The 17,295-nt window shown below is 69.7% G+C and carries 17 protein-coding genes; 5 read left to right on the forward strand and 12 right to left on the reverse strand.

Annotation, left to right across the window (positions count from 1 at the left end; all coding sequences use genetic code 11):
- Positions 1-114 precede the first annotated feature (114 nt).
- Together IFU30_RS11620 and IFU30_RS11625 are read right to left on the reverse strand one after the other, a co-directional pair.
- Entirely contained in the window at positions 115-1,281 is a 1,167-nt protein-coding gene (locus IFU30_RS11620; RefSeq protein WP_192005256.1) for an aminotransferase class V-fold PLP-dependent enzyme, read from the reverse strand.
- Positions 1,278-2,060, reverse strand: a complete 783-nt coding sequence (locus IFU30_RS11625) for an isoprenyl transferase (RefSeq protein WP_085510483.1) — start codon at positions 2,058-2,060, stop codon at positions 1,278-1,280. Before IFU30_RS11625 ends, IFU30_RS11620 begins: the two co-directional genes overlap by 4 nt.
- 73 nt (positions 2,061-2,133) lie before the next feature.
- Between IFU30_RS11625 and trhA the strand changes: the two genes are divergently transcribed.
- Positions 2,134-2,850: a PAQR family membrane homeostasis protein TrhA gene (gene trhA, locus IFU30_RS11630; RefSeq protein ID WP_192005257.1), complete on the forward strand. Its 717-nt coding sequence runs from the start codon at positions 2,134-2,136 to the stop codon at positions 2,848-2,850.
- A 43-nt stretch (positions 2,851-2,893) separates the two neighbouring features.
- On the opposite strand, the gene IFU30_RS11635 is transcribed toward trhA, so the two are convergent.
- Together IFU30_RS11635 and mca are read right to left on the reverse strand one after the other, a co-directional pair.
- Positions 2,894-3,217, reverse strand: coding sequence for a hypothetical protein (locus IFU30_RS11635; RefSeq protein ID WP_079705496.1), 324 nt, complete (start codon positions 3,215-3,217; stop codon positions 2,894-2,896).
- Positions 3,214-4,089 carry a mycothiol conjugate amidase Mca gene (gene mca, locus IFU30_RS11640; protein WP_079706259.1) on the reverse strand — a complete coding sequence of 292 codons (876 nt, stop codon included), beginning with the start codon at positions 4,087-4,089 and terminating at the stop codon, positions 3,214-3,216. The genes IFU30_RS11635 and mca overlap by 4 nt, the downstream gene beginning before the upstream one ends.
- 168 nt (positions 4,090-4,257) lie before the next feature.
- Between mca and IFU30_RS11645 the strand changes: the two genes are divergently transcribed.
- The gene (locus IFU30_RS11645; RefSeq protein ID WP_159878183.1) at positions 4,258-4,692 is read left to right on the forward strand and encodes a DUF4307 domain-containing protein; all 435 of its coding nucleotides are present in this window, start codon (positions 4,258-4,260) and stop codon (positions 4,690-4,692) included.
- A 156-nt stretch (positions 4,693-4,848) separates the two neighbouring features.
- Positions 4,849-5,340: a transcription elongation factor GreA gene (gene greA / locus IFU30_RS11650; RefSeq protein ID WP_229938696.1), complete on the forward strand. Its 492-nt coding sequence runs from the start codon at positions 4,849-4,851 to the stop codon at positions 5,338-5,340.
- A gap of 86 nt (positions 5,341-5,426) precedes the next feature.
- Here greA and ilvA read toward each other — a convergent pair whose 3' ends face one another.
- Entirely contained in the window at positions 5,427-6,683 is a 1,257-nt protein-coding gene (ilvA, locus tag IFU30_RS11655; RefSeq protein ID WP_079705493.1) for a threonine ammonia-lyase, read from the reverse strand.
- Complete coding sequence (locus IFU30_RS11660) at positions 6,680-8,002, reverse strand: AI-2E family transporter (RefSeq protein WP_192005258.1); 1,323 nt, start codon at positions 8,000-8,002, stop codon at positions 6,680-6,682. Before IFU30_RS11660 ends, ilvA begins: the two co-directional genes overlap by 4 nt.
- Positions 8,003-8,113: 111 nt before the next feature.
- Here IFU30_RS11660 and IFU30_RS11665 point away from each other — a divergent pair, with 111 nt between their 5' ends.
- Both IFU30_RS11665 and IFU30_RS11670 read left to right on the forward strand, forming a co-directional pair.
- A complete protein-coding gene (locus IFU30_RS11665; RefSeq protein WP_192005259.1) occupies positions 8,114-9,454 on the forward strand; it encodes a DNA glycosylase AlkZ-like family protein in 1,341 nt (446 codons plus the stop codon).
- Positions 9,455-9,492: 38 nt separating this feature from the next.
- Positions 9,493-10,992 (forward strand): proline-rich domain-containing protein, encoded by a 1,500-nt coding sequence (locus IFU30_RS11670; RefSeq protein ID WP_192005260.1) that lies wholly within the window; start codon positions 9,493-9,495, stop codon positions 10,990-10,992.
- A 79-nt stretch (positions 10,993-11,071) separates the two neighbouring features.
- On the opposite strand, the gene IFU30_RS11675 is transcribed toward IFU30_RS11670, so the two are convergent.
- The 6 genes from IFU30_RS11675 to IFU30_RS11700 all read right to left on the reverse strand — a co-directional run bounded on the left by IFU30_RS11675 (position 11,072) and on the right by IFU30_RS11700 (position 17,113).
- A complete protein-coding gene (locus IFU30_RS11675) occupies positions 11,072-11,956 on the reverse strand; it encodes a M48 family metalloprotease (RefSeq protein WP_079002033.1) in 885 nt (294 codons plus the stop codon).
- Positions 11,957-11,975: 19 nt separating this feature from the next.
- Positions 11,976-12,542 carry a LemA family protein gene (locus tag IFU30_RS11680; RefSeq protein ID WP_064296457.1) on the reverse strand — a complete coding sequence of 189 codons (567 nt, stop codon included), beginning with the start codon at positions 12,540-12,542 and terminating at the stop codon, positions 11,976-11,978.
- A gap of 134 nt (positions 12,543-12,676) precedes the next feature.
- On the reverse strand, positions 12,677-13,987 hold the full coding sequence (locus IFU30_RS11685) for a D-arabinono-1,4-lactone oxidase (RefSeq protein WP_192005261.1): 1,311 nt from the start codon (positions 13,985-13,987) through the stop codon (positions 12,677-12,679).
- Positions 13,987-15,231, reverse strand: a complete 1,245-nt coding sequence (locus tag IFU30_RS11690) for an alanine racemase (RefSeq protein ID WP_124768974.1) — start codon at positions 15,229-15,231, stop codon at positions 13,987-13,989. The genes IFU30_RS11685 and IFU30_RS11690 overlap by 1 nt, the downstream gene beginning before the upstream one ends.
- The gene (locus IFU30_RS11695; RefSeq protein ID WP_192005262.1) at positions 15,231-16,487 is read right to left on the reverse strand and encodes an MFS transporter; all 1,257 of its coding nucleotides are present in this window, start codon (positions 16,485-16,487) and stop codon (positions 15,231-15,233) included. Before IFU30_RS11695 ends, IFU30_RS11690 begins: the two co-directional genes overlap by 1 nt.
- Positions 16,484-17,113, reverse strand: coding sequence for a TetR/AcrR family transcriptional regulator (locus IFU30_RS11700; RefSeq protein WP_192005263.1), 630 nt, complete (start codon positions 17,111-17,113; stop codon positions 16,484-16,486). The genes IFU30_RS11695 and IFU30_RS11700 overlap by 4 nt, the downstream gene beginning before the upstream one ends.
- Positions 17,114-17,295: the final 182 nt, after the last annotated feature.

The raw sequence follows: 17,295 nt of genomic DNA on the forward strand, positions 1-17,295 counted from the left end.
AGATGAACGTACGTCCGGCCGCCGACATCGACGCGACGACACGCCCCGTGTCCTGTTACGGGGAGGTGAACAGATGGGGGCCGTCTTCTGGCCCGCCGGTGGTCGGACGGCGGCTCAGTAGCTCGCGGCGGTCGCGAACGACAGCAGCGCACCGCGCAGCTGGTCCAGCGTCTGCCGGCTGGTACCGGCGTGCACGCTGAGCCGCACGGCCCCGGCGCGGATCGTCGCGGTGACGCCGTGGTTCTCGAGCGAGGTCCACAGCGTGTCGAGGACGGACTCCTCTGGCTCCAGGACGACGATGCCCGCGCGTTCGTGCTCGTCTCGCGAGGAGACCACCGCGACGCCGAACTCGTCCGCGAGCTCGATCACCTCGGCCGTGAGCTCGGCGATCGCGGCGTGGACCGTCGCGGTCCCGACGGCGACCGTGTCCTCCAGCGACGCGGCGAACCGCGCCGCCGCGAGCGGGTCGGGCCTGGTGATCGAGTACGCGCGCGCCGATCGGCTCGGTGCCGGGGTCGCGCTGAACGGCCAGGGCTCGTCGGTGCCGGTCACGCCGGAGAAGACCGGCTCGAGTCGCTCGACGGCGCGGTCGCTCAGGGCGAGGAATCCGGTGCCCCAGCCCGCCCGCATCCACTTCTGCCCGCCCGAGGCGACCACGTCGGCGACGGCGTAGGGGGCGTCGACCACACCGAAGCCCTGGATGGCGTCGACGATCAGGAGGCGGTCGCCGATCACCTCGCGGACGGCTTCGAGGTCGCAGACGTAGCCGGTGCGGTAGTCGACGAGGCTCACGGCAACGGCGGTGACGGCGTCGTCGAGCTGCTCGCGCACGCTCTCGGCCGTCACGTGCCCGCGTCGCGTCTCGAGCCATCTCGGCGTGAGCAGGTGCCGGTGCTCGGCGGCCCGCTCCGCGGCGAGCGGCAGCGTGGGGTATTCCAGACGGGAGAGCAGGACGGTGCCGCTCAGGCCGAACATCGCGTGCATCAAGCCCTGCGAGGTGTTGGGCTGGGCGACGACCTGGTCGGCTCGGAACCCGGTGAGTGTCCCGACGGCGGTCCGCATCCGTTCGTCCTGCACGTCGACCGCGCCGAGCGTGCCGGGGGTCGCACTCGCGAGCACGTCGTTCCAGCGGCTGCCCTCGAGGACGACGGACGCCGCCAACGGACCGACACTGCCATAGTTGAGATAGCCGTCGACCTCACCGAATCCCGCTTGGAAGGCCTCCAACCGGGACGCCGTCTCCGGCTCGTCCGGCTCCGAGGCGGGCGTGGACCGGCTCATCCGCCGAACCGCCGCTGCCGCCTGGAGAAGTCGCGGAGGGCGCGGAGGAAGTCGACCTCGCGGAGGTCGGGTCCGAGCGCTTCGACGAAGTAGAACTCGCTGTGGGCGCTCTGCCAGAGCATGAAGTCGCTCATCCGCTGTTCGCCGCTGGTGCGGATGACGAGGTCGGGATCGGGCTGGCCTCCCGTGTAGAGGTGCTCGCCGATGAGATCGGGGGTGAGCAGCGCTGCGAGGTCTTCCAGGCTCCGACCCTCGAGGTGGTGCTTGGCGACGATCGCGCGCATCGCGTCCACGATCTCGGTGCGACCGCCGTAGCCGACCGCGAGGTTGATGTGCATGCCGGAACGGTCGGCCGTGCGCTCCTCCGCGCTCGTCAACGCCGTGCGCAGCGACTCCGGGAGACCGTCGCTCGAACCGACGTGCTTCACGCGCCAGTCACGGTAGTGCGACAGCCCCTCGGCGAGGTCGGCGATGATGTCGACGAGGTCGTCCAGCTCGTCCGGTGCGCGGTTCACCAGGTTGTCGCTCGACAGCAGGTACAGGGTGACTACGCCGATGCCGAGGTCGTCGCACCAGGTCAGGAACTCGCGCATCTTCGCCGCACCGGCCCGGTGGCCGTGCGCCGCGGTGTCGTACCCGAGCTGCTTGGCCCACCGCCGGTTGCCGTCGATGATCATCGCGACATGGTGCGGCAGCGTCTGCGGAGTGAGCGCCTTCCGGAGGCGCCGTGCGTAGACGCCGTACAGGAAGCCGTCCACCGGTGCGGAATGCCTCGTCATCACCCTGCAACGCTAGTGCAGTTTCCTGCATCGCTCCCAGTACGCGTTCCGTGCCACCCCGTATCCTGGACCCATGACGAGTGGAGACCCCGAGCTGCCGAAGCTGCCGTTGCTCGAGGTTGCCGCCGACGATGCCGCCGCACCGGAGGAGGTCAAACCGACCTGGCGCGGATGGCTGCACGCCGGGATCTTCCCCATCTCGATCGTCGCCGGGATCGTCCTCGTCGTGCTCGCACAGGGTGCGGCCGCGAAGTGGAGTTCGACGGTCTTCGCGCTCACCTCGATGCTGCTCTTCGGGAACTCGGCGTTGTACCACCGGTTCTCCTGGCGCCCCTCGGTCAAGCTCCTCCTCAAGCGGATCGACCACGCCAACATCTTCCTGTTGATCGCCGGCACCTACACGCCGCTCGCCGTGCTCGCGCTGCCACCGGCGCAGGGCAACCTCCTGCTCGTGCTCGTCTGGGGCGGCGCGCTCCTCGGCATCGGTTTCCGCGTGTTCTGGATCAACGCCCCGCGGTGGCTCTACGTCCCGCTCTACCTGGCACTCGGGTGGGGTGCGGTCGCGTACCTCGGCGACATCGCCCGCGGCAACTTCGCCACGATGGTGCTCGTCGCCGCCGGTGGCCTGTTCTACACGGTCGGCGCGATCATGTACGCGATGAAGCGACCGAACCCCTGGCCGGGGCGGTTCGGGTTCCACGAGCTCTTCCACCTGTGCACGGTGCTCGCGTTCCTCTGTCACTGGACCGGGATCCTGCTGATCGCGATCGACCCGGTCTACTACCGCTGACGAGCGGCGACCCGGCGCGCGGCGAGTCGTCGCGGTGGTGGTGTCAGCGGGCCGACTGGTCCGACGGCGGGCGAGGGTCGTCCTCGACGCCTGCGGGGGCCGCCTCACCGGTGTCGCTCCCCGCGCGGTCCGCGGCTGCCCGCTCGGCGACCTCGGCCTGGAGCCGCTCGTCGATCTCCGCGCGGTAGTTGACCCGGCGCACGCGACGCACCATGTCGATGACGAGGAAGACGACGACGCCGGCGATGGCGAAGGTGATCACGAAGCCCCACGGTCCCGGCGTCACCTGGTTCTCGTCGAACGCCGGCGAGGGCGACGGCGACGGCGTGACCGCCAACAGGACCTCGGTGAACAGGTGGTGCATCATGCGGTTCCTTCGCTGGTGTCGATGCCGTCGAACAGCTCCGACTCTGGGGTGGTCGACGCGACGTGCGACGTGACCAGTTGGTAGTCCTCGAACGGCCATGCGGCACGGAGGACGTCGTTGGGCCAGAAGAAGAACGGTGAGTCTGGCGGCACCTGGCTGCCGTGCGCCCGGAGCGCGGCGTCGCGCGCCTCGAAGAAGTCGCCGACGCGCACGTGCGTCGTCGCGAGATCGGGCCGGCCGGCCATCCACTCGCGCATCTCGGCCAATCGCTCGACCGCCGGGTCGTCGGGGTGGTGCTCCAACAGGTAGGCGTACACGGCCTCGAGCCGGGCGGGGCTGAACGAGCGGTCGTAGTACAGCTTGTCGACCCGCCAGGGCTCGCCCGCTTCGGGATAGCGCGTGGGATCGGCCGCCGCTTCGAACGCGGCGACGCTCACCTCGTGGCAGCGGATGTGGTCGGGGTGCGGGTAGCCCCCGTTCTCGTCGTAGGTGATGATGACCTGCGGCCGGAAGGAGCGGACGATGCGCACGAGCACACCGGTCGAGACCTCGAGGGGGATGTCGGCGAAGCTCGCGGGTGGGACCGTGCCGTCGTCGCGTGCCATCCCGCTGTCCTGATAGCCGAGCCACCGGTGCTCGATGTCGAGGATCTCCTGCGCCGCGGCCATCTCGAGGCGACGGTAGCCGGGGAGGTCGCGCTCGATCATCGCGACATCGGCGAGTCCGGGGTTCTGGAGGTCGCCGCGTTCACCACCGGTGCAGCTGACGACCATGACCTCGGCGCCGAGGCTCCGGTAGTGCGCGAGGGTCGCCGCACCCTTGCTCGACTCGTCGTCAGGGTGCGCGTGCACGGCGAGCAGTCTCATGGTCATGGTGCTCCGCCTTCCGGCTGGTCTGCGCGAGGGGACCGCTTCGCGACTCGTGACGTGACGACGCGGTCGGGACTCCGCATCCAGGAAGAGGCAATACGCTTGAGGTGTCGACCTCGAGGCGTCTCGCACTCCTGGTCCAGCTTAACCGTTCGAACCGGAGCCCGTGACGTGACCTCTCCCCTGCAGGATGCCGGCCCTCAGGACGCCATCGCGGCGCGATACGGACGCACCCCTGGCAACCGTGCCCGCGACCGCCGCCTGATCTGGCTGGCCGCCGCCGCGTTCGCCGTCGTCTTCATCGCGTGGGTCGTGTGGGCCGGTCTCGACGGCAGTCGGCCGAGCATCGAGTCGCGCAACACGGCGCACGAGATCGTCGACGACACGATGGTCAGCGTGTCCTTCGAGGTCACCGGTCCGCAGGACACCCCCATGGCCTGCTCGGTCCAGGCGCTCAACGAGCAGTTCGCGGTCGTCGGATGGAAGGTCGTCGAGCTGCCGCCGTCCGAGCAGCGCACCCGCACCTTCACGGAGAGCGTCCGCACCACGGAGCTCAGCAACACCGGCGTCGTCGACACCTGTTGGGTGGTCGAGCGCCGCTCCTGACCCGCGACGGCGTCGGCGCGTGCACCGCACTCGCGCGCCGATCGTGCGATACTCGAAGGCAGTACTTCATACGCCCCGGCATTCCGCCGGGGCGTCTGGCATATGACGGGCGTTTCGGCCGTCGTGTGCGGACCCACCATGCAAAGGAGTTCCATCGTGTCCGAGCAGATCCAGGAGACGTTCCTCACCCAGCAGGCCTTCGACCGGCTGCAGGCGGAACTCGAGCACCTCAGCACGACGGGCCGCGAGGAGATCGCCAAGCGCATCGAAGCGGCTCGCGAAGAGGGCGACCTCAAGGAGAACGGCGGCTACCACGCCGCGAAGGACGAGCAGGGCAAGCAGGAGGCCCGCATCCGGACGCTCACGCAGATGCTGCGCGACGCCAAGGTGAGCGAGGCACCGCAGTCCAGTGGTGTCGTGGAGTCCGGCACCGTCATCACGGCCGTCGTCGCGGGCGGCGAGGAGCGGTTCCTCCTCGGCAGCCGCGAGATCGCCGGCAACACCGACCTCGACGTCTACAGCGAGGGCAGCCCGCTCGGCGCCGCCATCCTCGGTCTGAAGATCGGCGAGAAGACCACCTATGAGGCGCCGAACGGCAAGGAGATCACCGTGTCGATCAGCGCGGTGGAGACCTACACCGGTTCCTGATCCGGTAGGTCGCGTCCTTCGCGACCGACCAGACGCAGCAGGGCCCCGCCGATACGGCGGGGCCCTGCTGCGTTCCGTCGGTCGGATCAGTCGTCGACGATCTGCGGGTCGTACCCCGCCTCGCGGAGCGTCTGCACGACGAGGTCGCGGTGGTCGGGCCCGCGCGTCTCGATGCTGAGCTCGAGTTCGACGTCGCTGATCTGCAAGCCGTGGCCGTGTCGGGTGTGCAGCACCTCGATGACGTTCGCGTTGGCCTGCGCGACGAGCTCCGCCGTCCGCGCGAGCTGCCCCGGTCGGTCGGGCAGCGGGATGCGCAGCGTCAGGTAGCGGTCCGACGCCGCGAGGCCGTGGCTGACGACCCGCTGGAGCAGGAGCGGGTCGATGTTGCCGCCGGAGAGGATGGTGACCGTCGTGCCGGTCGGTTCGATCTTCCCGGCCAGGATCGCCGCGACACCGGCGGCTCCGGCAGGTTCGACGACGAGCTTGGCGCGCTCGAGGAGGACGACGATCGCCCGGGCGAGGTCGTCTTCGCTGACGGTGACGACCTCGTCGACGAGGGCGCTGATCATCTCGAAGTTGAGCTCACCGGGACGGGCCACGGCGATGCCGTCGGCGATGGTCGGCTGCACGGTGATGGTCGTCGGGGTTCCGGCTTCCAGCGACGCCGGGTACGCGGCCGCGTTCGCGGCCTGCACGCCGATCACGCGGATGGTGCGTCCTTCGAGGGCCGCGCGCTGCTTCATGACACCCGCGACACCCGAGATGAGCCCGCCGCCGCCGATCGGCACGATGACCGTCTCGACGTCGGGGACCTCCTCGAGGATCTCGAGCCCGAGCGTGCCCTGCCCGGTGATGACGTCCGGGTGGTCGAACGGCGGGATGAGGATGGCACCGGTCTCCGCGGCGAACTCGGCGGCGGCGATCAGCGGTTCCGCCACCGTGTGGCCGCGCAGGATGACGTGCGCACCGTAGTCGCGCGTGGCGGCGAGCTTCGGGAGCGGGACGCCGACCGGCATGAAGATGGTCGCGGTGATGCCGAGCTCACGGGCGGCGAAGGCGACGCCCTGCGCGTGGTTGCCCGCTGAGGCGGCGACGACCCCGCGCGCGCGCTCCTCAGGGGTCAGGCTGGACATGCGGTTGTACGCGCCGCGGATCTTGTAGGAGCCGGTGCGCTGGAGGTTCTCGCACTTGAGGTGCACGGGCACGCCGAGGACGTCGGCGAGGTAGCGCGAACTCTCCATCGGCGTGCGCTGGACGGTGCCGACGAGGGTGTCCCTGGCTCGCTCGAACGCGGCGAGCGACGGGCCGGGGAACACGGGTGTGGTGGTCGTTGAATCGGTCATGGTGTGCGGGGTCCTGGACTTTCTGGGGACGAGGTCTCTCGGAGGTCTTCGCTGGGGTGCTGGGGCTCCTGATCGCCTGGGCGATCCTGCGGCTCGTGGGACGAGCGGGAGCCCGGACGGATTCGCCTGGGGCTCGGGACGGTCTGCCAGATGGCGCCGTCGGCGTCCGGCTCCGGCGGAGCACTGCCGCCGGTCCGCCAGGTGCCGCTGGCGATGGTGTGGACCATCACGTTGATCACGGCCACCACGGGCACCGCGAACAGGGCGCCGGGGATGCCGGCGACGAGCGTGCCGCCCGCGACGGCGAGGACGACGGCGAGCGGATGGACCTTGACGGCCGTACCCATGATGAGCGGCTGCAGGACGTGGCCCTCGAGCTGTTGGACGAGGAGCACGACGCCGAGCATGAGCAGCGCGATGACGGGACCGTTGTAGACGAGCGCGAGGAAGACGGCCACGGCGCCGGTCACCACGGCGCCGACGATCGGCACGAACGAGCCGAGGAAGACGAGCACGGCCACCGGGATCGCGAGCGGGACGCCGAGGAAGAACGCGCCGAGTCCGATACCGACCGCGTCGATCGAGGCCACGAGGATCTGCGTGCGGACGTAGTTGCCGAGCGTCCGCCAACCTGCGCGACCGGCGCTGTCGACCGCGGGGCGTGCCCGCTGCGGGAAGACGCGCACCGTCCAACGCCAGATCGTCCGACCGTCGATGAGCATGAACAGCAGACAGAAGAGCGTCAGGAAGACGCCCGTCGCGACATGGCCGAGCGTCGAACCGATCGACAGGGCGCCCGAGAGCAGGACCTGGCTGTCCTGCTGGAGCGAGTCGAACGCCTGGGCGATGAAATCGTTGAGCTGTGTCTCGGTCACGTGCAGCGGACTGGCGAGCAGGAAGGCCTTGAAGTCGCCGTAGGCGGTCATGGTGCGGGCCTGCACGGAGGCGAACTGCGAGGTGATCTGCGAGATCGCGAGGAAGATCAGCCCGCTCACCACGGAGAGCGTGCCGACCATCGCGAGCGCGATGGCGAGACCCTTCGGCCAGCGGTGACGCACCAGGATGTCGACCACGGGCTTCAGGAGCGCGGAGACGAGGACGGCGATGAGCAGCGGGATCACGATGAGGCGGAGCTGCACGACGAGGAAGACGAGCAGCGCGACGACCGCGGCCACCAGCAGGATCCGCCAGGACCACGCTGCGGCCACGCGCATGCCGCGCGGGACGCTGCTCGATCCGCTCAGGTCCGGTTCGCGCACGGGCGAGGCCGCTTCGGGAAGGAAGCGTCCCCACCAGGTCTTCGGAGTGTCGTCCGCCATTGCTCAAGTGTATGGCTGGCACATGCCGGTGAGCGCATGCGGACGCCGGTCGGGCGGCGGTGCTTCCGCCGGTACACGGCGGGTGTCCGACGCCGGTGCTAGCGTCGGGCCGTGTCCGCTTCCCTCTCCCCCGCCCTCGCCCGACGGATCGCGCTCGGTGCGCAAGGGTTCGGCGCCCCGCAGCGCACGACCCCGGCGGGTACCCGCACCCTGCGCTCGACGATCGATCGCCTGGGTCTCCTGCAGATCGACTCCGTCAACGTGTTCGAGCGCAGTCACTACCTGCCGCTGTTCGCGAGGCTCGGCGGATACGACAAGACGCTGCTGGATCGGCTGACCCTCGGAGCCGACGCGCCCTACCTCGAGTACTGGGCGCATGAGGCGGCCTTCATCCCCCGCGACTCGTGGCCGTTGTTCCGGTGGCGGATGGACGCGCACCGCGCGAAGCATGTCGGCGACGAGACCACCTGGGCGAGCCAGAACACGGAGATGTTGGACTGGGTCCGAGCGCTCCTGCGCGTCGAGGGGCCGCTGAAGGCGAGCGAGATCGAACACGACGCGAACGTCCGACGCGGACCCTGGTGGGGATGGTCCGATGTGAAACGGGCGTTGGAGGTCCTGTTCCTCTACGGCGAGGTGGTCACGGCCGGTCGCGACCGGTTCGAGCGCCGGTACGCGCTGGCCGAGCACGTGCTGCCGCAGCACCTCCTCGACATCGCCCGGCCCGACGCGATCCGTGCGCTCGTCGAGCAGGCAGCGGCAGCGCAGGGCGTCGCGACCCTCGCGGACCTCGCGGACTACTTCCGGATCAAGCCGCAGACCGCGGTCCGCCGAGCTGTCGACGAGCTCGTGGACGCCAATGTCCTCGAACCCGTGACCGTGGCCGGCTGGGACCGACGCGGTGGGCCGCAGGAAGCGTGGCTGCACCGCGACGCCCGACGGCCGCGGCGGATCGAGGGGGCCGCGCTGCTCAGCCCGTTCGACCCCGTCGTCTGGTTCCGCGAACGCGCCCTCCGCATGTTCGGACTCCACTACCGGATCGAGATCTACACGCCGGAGCCCAAGCGCGTCTACGGCTACTACGTGCTACCGGTTCTCATCGACGGCGAGATCGTCGCGCGCGTCGATCTGAAGAGCGACCGCCAGGCCGGGGTCCTGCGGGTCCAGTCCGCCTGGTTCGAGCGTGGACACCAGGATGCCGTCGCCAGAGGGCTTCGTCCCGTCGCCGACGACGCGATCGCAGGACGCCTCGCGGAGCTCCTCGAACAGACGGCCCGCTGGCAGGGACTCGACGCGGTGGTCGTCGTCGACCGCGGGACGCTGGCGGCGCCCCTCGCGCATGCGGTCGGCACCCGGCTCGTCCCCGGCTCGCGCGCGCCGGAGATGGGTACTACTCCCCATGCTCAGGAGGCGCAATCACTCTCAGGGGATGCACACCGACTGCTAAGTTGATGAGCACCTTCATGGTCCGAAACGAGGGGAACCCGCCCATGAGCAACGACGACACCACACCACAGCAACCAGGCCGACCGAACCCGGGCGAGCAGCACAACCAGCCGTCCCAGGGCGACCAGCAGCCCTCGTACCAGCAGGGTCAGCAGCAGCCCAACCCATACCAGTCCGGACAGCAGCAGACGCCGAACCCGTACCAGCAGGGCCAGCAGCAGACGCCGAACCCGTACCAGCAGGGTCAGCAGAACCCGTACCAGTCCGGGCAGCAGCAGACGCCGAACCAGGCGCCCCCGGCTCCCTACGGTCAGCAGACCGGTCAGCAGCCCGGCGCCCAGAACCCGTACCAGCAGGGCCAGCAGGGCCAGCAGCCCAACGGCCAGTACGCGACGGCGCAGAACCCGTACGCGACCGGCGCTCCGAAGCAGCCGATGGACCCGAAGCAGAAGAAGCGGATCATCCTGTGGTCGTCGATCGCCGGTGGTGCACTCGTACTCATCGCCGCCGCCGCCATCACCATCAGCGTGCTGAACACCACGGCGTTCGGCCCGCAGGCGAAGGTCGAGGAATACCTCAAGGCCATCGCCGCCGGCGACGCGAAGCTCGCGACGAGCCTCGTCGCACCGGACCCCTCGATCGTCGGCAGCACCGACGACGAGTCCGCAGAGCCCGAGGCCACCCCGGACCCGTCCGCGTCGGCCGATCCGGATGCGGACGCCGAAGCCGAGGCTCCGGCCGCCGTCAAGCCGACCGCACTGCTCACCAACGAGGTCCTGAAGGGTGCCGACGAGCGCATCAAGAACCCTGAGGTCGGCCGCGTCTACAACCGCAACGGCGAGGCACGCGTGCAGGTCACGTACGAACTCGGTGGCAAGAAGTACGAGGACTCGGTCACGCTCGAGAGCGAAGGCAAGCAGTTCCTGTTCTTCGACCAGTGGAAGCTCGCCAGCTCCCTCGTCGGCAGCATCAACGTCTACACCGGTCTCGGTGGCACGGCGTTCAGCGTCAACGGCGTCAACTTCGACGGCGCGTCCGACGAGAGCCTGTTCGCCTACCCGGCCATCTACACGGTCGCACCGCCGGAGAGCAAGTTCCTGCAGGGCGATGCCCAGACCATCACGCTGAGCTCATACAGCGCCGGCGAGGGTTCGGCCTTCATCGACATCGACGTGACCGCCACCGAGGCACTCACGACCGAGGTCACGAAGCAGGTCGTCGCGATGATCGAGAAATGCCTCGACGCCACCACGCTCGACACCACCTGTGGCGTCATGCCTGACTGGCAGCAGAAGCAGTTCACGAGTGTCGGCCCGGTGACCTGGACGCTCACCTCTCCCCCGACCGTCGAGGTCGATGAGAGCGGTTCGTACTTCTACACCTCGGACGGCCGGATCGACGGCTCGTTCGACGCCTCCTGGTACGGCAGCGCCGTGGCGGGTCAGCAGGTGTGGGACACGTACCTGAACTTCCCCGGCAAGATCACGATCGACGCCGACGACAAGGTCACGGTGACGTTCGACTCCGACGAGCAGACCGAGTAACGGTTCTCGCCTGAACGCCGAATGGGGCGGCACCTCCGGGTGCCGCCCCATTCGTGTGTCCGAGGCCGGAGGCCCTCGCCTAGAAGCCGCCGCCGATGGTGCTCAGGCGCTTGATCCGTTCGACGAGCGGCGGGTGGGTGCTGAACAAGCGGGCCACCGCGCCGGGCTTCAACGGGTCGGAGATCCAGAGGTGCGCCATGGACGAGTTCTGCTTCGCCATCGGTCGACCGTAGGCGGCAAGCTTCCCCAGTGCGCTCGCGAGCGCTTCCGGGTGACGGGTCGTGAGGGCGCCCGTCGCGTCGGCGAGGTACTCGCGCTGACGTGAGATGGACAGCTGGACGAGCGTCGCGAGCAGCGGTGCCACGAGCATCGCCACGATGCCGATGATGAGCATGACGGGGTTGCCGCCGTTGTTGTTGTTCCGGTTGCCGCCACCCCAGATCGTCATCCGGAGGAGCATGTCGGAGAGGAACCCGATCGCGACGACGAGCCCGAAGACGACCATGGACACGCGGATGTCGTAGTTGCGGACGTGACCGAGTTCGTGGGCCATGACCCCCTCCAGCTCGGCGTCGTTGAGGATCTCGAGGAGGCCGGTCGTCGCGGCCACCATCGCGTGCTGGGGGTCGCGACCCGTCGCGAAGGCGTTGGGCGCCGGGTCGGCGATGAGGTACACCTCGGGCATCGGCGTCCCGGTGGTGATCGCGAGGTTCTCGACGATGCGGTATAGCCTCGGGTTGTCGGCCAGCTCGATGCGCTGCGCACCGGTCATCGCGATGGCCTGCCGCCCGGCGAAGAAGTACTGGATCACCGCGTACACGACGGCCACGACGAGCACCACGATCGTGATCGTCAGGTTCTGGTAGAGATACCCCGCGAGCCAACCGAGGCCGCCGATGATGACCAGGAAGACGACGAAGATCAGGACCGTGTTGAGCTTGTTCCTGGCGATGGCGCGGTACATGGGACTGCGCTACCGCACGTCAGAACTGGACGCGCGGCGGTTCGGCGATCGCCGCGTTGTCGGTGACCTCGAAGAAGTCGTGCTCCGAGAACCCGAGGCCCTTGGCGAACAGGTTGTTCGGGAACACCTTGACCTTGGTGTTCAGCTCCCGGACACCGCCGTTGTAGAACCGGCGCGAGGCCTGGATCTTGTCCTCGGTGTCGACGATCTCGGACTGGAGCTGGAGGAAGTTCTGGCTCGCCTGGAGCTGCGGGTAGGCCTCCGCGACGGCGAAGATGCTCTTCAGCGCCTGCTGCATGTGGGTCTCGGCCTCACTCACGGCCGCCGGCCCCTGCGCGGTGAGCGTCTCGGCACGAGCCTTCGTCACGTTCTCGAACACGGCCTTCTCGTGCGCCGCATACCCCTTGACCGCCTCGATGAGGTTCGGGATGAGGTCGGCGCGTCGCTTCAGCTGGACGGTGATGTCGCTCCATGCTTCCTCGACCCGCACGTTCAGCGTCACGAGCGAGTTGTACGTCACCCAGAAGTAGATGCCGACGATGACGACCAGGGCGACGACGATGAGGACTGGGATCAGCCATTCCATGAGGATGGGCTCCTTGTGAGTCGATGGAGAGCGGGTCTGCTCATTCTACCTGCGACCCGCCGGTGCCCTTGGGGAGTTCGGAGGAAGCACGCAGCAGGCGTGCAGCGCGGACGCACCGGACACCCGGCGGGCCGTCACTCGCCGAGGACGCGGGCGAGGTACCGGTTGCCGAACAGGCGGCCGGGGTCGAGGCGGTCGCGGAGGCGGACGAACTCGTCGAAGCGAGGATAGGCGCCACGCAGGGACGAGGCGTCACGGCCGTGCAGTTTGCCCCAGTGGGGCCGGCCGCCCAACTCGATCATGATCGCCTCGACGGCGCGGAAGTACTCCCCCGGGTCCTCGCGGAAGAAGCGGTGCACGGCGACGTAGCCGGTCGCTCGTCCTGATGCCGTGGAGAGCCACAGCTCGTCGGCCGCTGCGACCCGGACCTCGATGGGGAAGGAGATCCGCCACCCCCGCTCCTCGATGAGCGCGCGGATCCGGGCGAACGCGGTCGGGAGGTGCTCGAGCGGCACCGCGTACTCCATCTCCACGAACCGCACCGTGCGGCTGGTGGTGAACACCCGCGTCGACCGATCGGTGAACTCACGGTCGCCGACGAGGCGGTCCGCGAGCCGGTTCACGCGCGGGACGATGGCCGGCGCGACGACGCCCGTGTTGCAGAGGACCCGGTAGACCCCGTTGGCGAGGAGTGTGTCGTCGACCCACTTCGCGACCGGGCGGAGTGGCCTGGTGGGCGCGTCACCCGGCAGCCGGTGGTTCGTCTTGGTGAGGGCGGTCGCGGTGTGCGGGAACCAGTAGAACTCGAAGTGGTCGACGGCGGCGGCCCGGTCGAGCAGCGCGGGCAGCAGCTCGTCGAGCGGCTCCGGCCGCTCCACCGCGTGCAGGACGAACGCCGGGACGCACTGCAGCGTGACCTCGACGAGGATCCCGAGCGCGCCGAGCCCGAGCGCCAGCGCCGGCAGGAGCTCTGGCTCCTGCTCGGCGTCCGACGTCAGCAGCTCGCCGTCCGCCGTCACCATCGTCACCCCGACGACCTGCGTCGCGATGCCGCCGAACGCCATCCCGGTCCCGTGGGTGCCGGTGGAGATCGCGCCGGCGACAGTCTGCCGGTCGATGTCGCCGAGGTTCGGCATGGCGAGACCGTACGGTTCGAGGAGGCGCGGGATGTCATGGAGGCGCGTACCGGCGCGGAGGGTCACGCGGTTGCGTTCCCGATCGACCCGGACCAGACCGCTCAGGGCGTCGAGCTCGAGCAGCACACCGGGCGCGACGGCGATCCCGGTGAAGCTGTGTCCGGCTCCGACCGCCTTGATCGGAAGGCCCGCCCCCGCTGCAGCACGCACGAGGCGCTGCACCGCGCCGACCGCGTCGGGCCGCTCGACCCGCACGGGCCATGCCCGCTCGGTCCGCGCCCAGTTCGTCCACGATGTCGTCTTCCCCATCAGACGAACCCCTGCCCTTCGCCGCGGTACGTCGGTAGGACGGCTTCCACCCCGTCGTCCCCGACCACGTGGAAGGCGTCCACCCGTTCGCTGAGCTCCCCGGACTTCGTGTGCCGCAACCAGACGCGGTCACCGAGCCGGAGCGACGCAGCCGCAGCCCCGGAGACCGGCGTCTGCACCTCGCCGGCCATCTCCCGCGGGAGCATCTCGAGGCCCTCCGGCCACGCGATGAGCGGGAGGCGGTCGAGCCCTGGCGGACCGGAGGCGACCCATCCGCCGCCGAGGATCGTCGCGAGCTCCGGCGACGGCTTCCGGACGACCGACAGACCGAATGCCGCGGCCGGTGCCGGGGTGAACGCCCGGTAGTGGTCGAAGAGGTGTCCGCCGAAGACGCCACTCCCGGCGGCGATCTCGGTCACCGAGTCGTCGGACGCGGTGAGCTCCAGGGATCCCGTCCCGCCGCCGTTGACGAACTCCAGCTCCGCGACCGCTCGCACCTCCGCGACCACGGCGGCACGACGTTCCCGGAGTTCGGCCCACGAGCGCCGCTGGATCGCGCGGAGCGCAGCCGACCACGCCGGTCGACCCGCGAGGTCGTCCCCCTGCCCGGCGATCTGCGCCTCGTAGGCCATGATCCCGACCAGGCTGAAACCGGGTCGGGCGACGACCGCCTCCGCGAGAGCCCGGACCTCGTCCGGCGTGCGCAGGGGCGAGCGGCGGACACCGACGTGGCCGAGGGCGGGCGCGCGGAACGAGGCGTCGAGCTCGATGCACACGCGGATGCGTGCACGTCGCTCCGGAGGTGTCACCGCGTCGACGAGGTCGAGGTGGTCGAGGGAGTCGATCATCAGGGTGATCCGCGAGGCCGCCCGTTCGTCGGCTGCCAGCCGCGCGATGGCACCCCGCTCCGCCGTCGGGTAGCCGACCACGATGTCGTCCACCGTCTCGGACAACCAGAGCGCCTCGGACAGGGAGTAGGCCAGCACGCCGGCGTATCCGGGTTGTCTGAGGAGCGCGTCGATCACCGCTCGGACACGGATGGATTTGCTGGCGACGCGGATCGGTTTCCCCGCGGCCCGTCGGAGCATGTCGTGCGTGTTGTGGCGGAGGGCTCCGAGCTGCAGGACGGCGACGGGCGAGTCGACGTCCGACACGGCCCGCTCGATACCGCCCCAGTACCGTCTCGGGTCGAGCCAGGGCATCGGGTCGGACACCCGGCCGCCTGCGGTCAGTTCGATGCTCATCAGCGCACTCCTCGTACTCGGGTGACGGCGACCGCCCCTGCGACGGCGCAGGCCGCGGAGACGAGATACAGGCCGGCGAATCCGCCGAGCCAGGCGACGAGGCAGGCGCCGATGAGCGGAGCGACCGCCTGCGGCACCGCCTGGGCGATGTTCATGATGCCGAGGTCCTTGCCGTGCGACGCCGGGTCCGGCAGGACCTGCGTCGCGAGCGCCTGGTCGACCGACATGAAACAGCCGTAGCCGAGCCCGATGAGCGCCGCCGACACGAACCCCATCGGCAGCGAGGGCCAGATGGCGAGCAGGAGTGCGGCGAGCGCCTGTGAGGCGGAGGCCGCGACGACGAAGACTCGTCGTCGGCCGATGCGGTCGGACAGTCGGCCGAGCAGGATCGAGGACCCGACCACGAACACCGTGTAGACGACCGTGACCAGCAGGAGGTCGCTCTCGGCGTCGGCGTCCCCCAGCCCGAAGAGCAGGAAGTAGAACAGCAGCGAGGTGCTGAAGGCGTTGCCGAGGTTCACGAGGACGCGGCTGAGCATGGTCCAGGCGAAGTCGGGATGGCGTCGCGGTGAGATCCAGAGGCTCTCCAGGAGCGCGTGCACGGTGAGTGGCACGGGTCTATCGCCCGTCGGGAGTGGATCAGGCAGCCGGAGGAAGGGCACGACGAGCACGATCAGGAGGACGGCGAGCGCCAGGTACCCCACGACCATCTGGGTGCCGAGCAGGAGCAGGAGGGCGATGCCGAGGATGACCCCGACAGCCTGCGGAGCGGAGATCCACCCCGAGACGAAGCCGCGCTGCCCCACGGGCACCTGATCGGAGATGGTCGCGGTGAGCGCCGCTCCCAGGATGCAGAAGCCGATGATGGCGAGGCACCAGCAGACGCCGATGCCGACGATGCCGGTCTGGAGTCCGAGGAGGACGAGCCCCAGGGCGAAGACGAGCGCACCAGCTGCGATCCACGGTCGGCGTCTCCCGAACCGCGACAGTGTGCGGTCGGACAGGGCGCCCGTCAGCGGATACACGACGATGGAGCAGAGTCCGGCCGCCCCGGCGACGACACCGAATGCGACGACGCTGTCCACCCAGTGTTCGGGAGCGAGCGTCGCGTCGATCTGCGCGGGCAAGAGGAGCTGCAACGGGGCGAGCTGGGCCATCCAGACGCCCAGCCAGGCGACCGCGAAGGCGGCGACCCAGCGCCCGGTGACCCGTCGGTCGGCCGGGTGGTCGACGGCCGCGGTGCCGAGGCCGCTCATCTCTGCCCCGGTTCGGCGAGGGTCGCGACGAGGTGCGCCACCGTCCCGACGAGTCGCCGGGCTTCGACATCGTCGCGTCGCACCAGCCAGCCGAGTGTCAGGCCGTCGGTGAAGGCGATGACGGTCCGTGCGATCTCGTCGACGGGCTGCGTCCAGGTGCTGCCGCTGACCGTAGCGGCGAGCGCGAGCGCCTCACACGCGAGCTCCTCGTACCGTCGGTACTGCTCGAGCGCGAGGTGCTCGAGGCCGGGCGTCCGCATCGCGTAGGCGCTGAGCTCCTGCATCGCCGCCTCCCGAGCCGGATCGGCGCGGAGGAGGTCGACGTAGCGTTCGAGGCCGGCACGGACGACGGCCTCGAGGGTGGGCGGATGCTCCTGACTGGCCTCCTCGTCCGTCAGCAGCTCGCCGACGTCGAGGACGACGCGTTCATGCTCGACGACGTGTGCCACCAGTTCGGCGAGGAGCTCGTCGCGGGACGAGAAGGCGTAGTGGAAGCTGGCGAGCGACATCCCGGCCTCGGCCACGATGGCCCTGGTCGTGGCGGCGGCGACGCCCTCGGCTGCGACGACGCGGAGGGCGGCGCTGATCAGCTCGGCTCGTCGGTCGACAACGGAGATCCTCGGCATCGCAACCCTTCCCGGGGCGCCCACGGGTCGTGCCGCTCCATCGCGGTCGACTCGACTGGGACGGATGACCCAGTCGCGCAAGTATGGCGGACCGCCGGCCCGAGCGCACCTGTCGCGACGGTTTTCCCGTGCGGATCGGCCGAGAATGTGACCCGATCTGGCGCGGGAGGTTGACTTCCCGC

Source organism: Plantibacter sp. CFBP 8798 (assembly GCF_014841195.1).
Taxonomy (GTDB): domain Bacteria; phylum Actinomycetota; class Actinomycetes; order Actinomycetales; family Microbacteriaceae; genus Plantibacter; species Plantibacter auratus.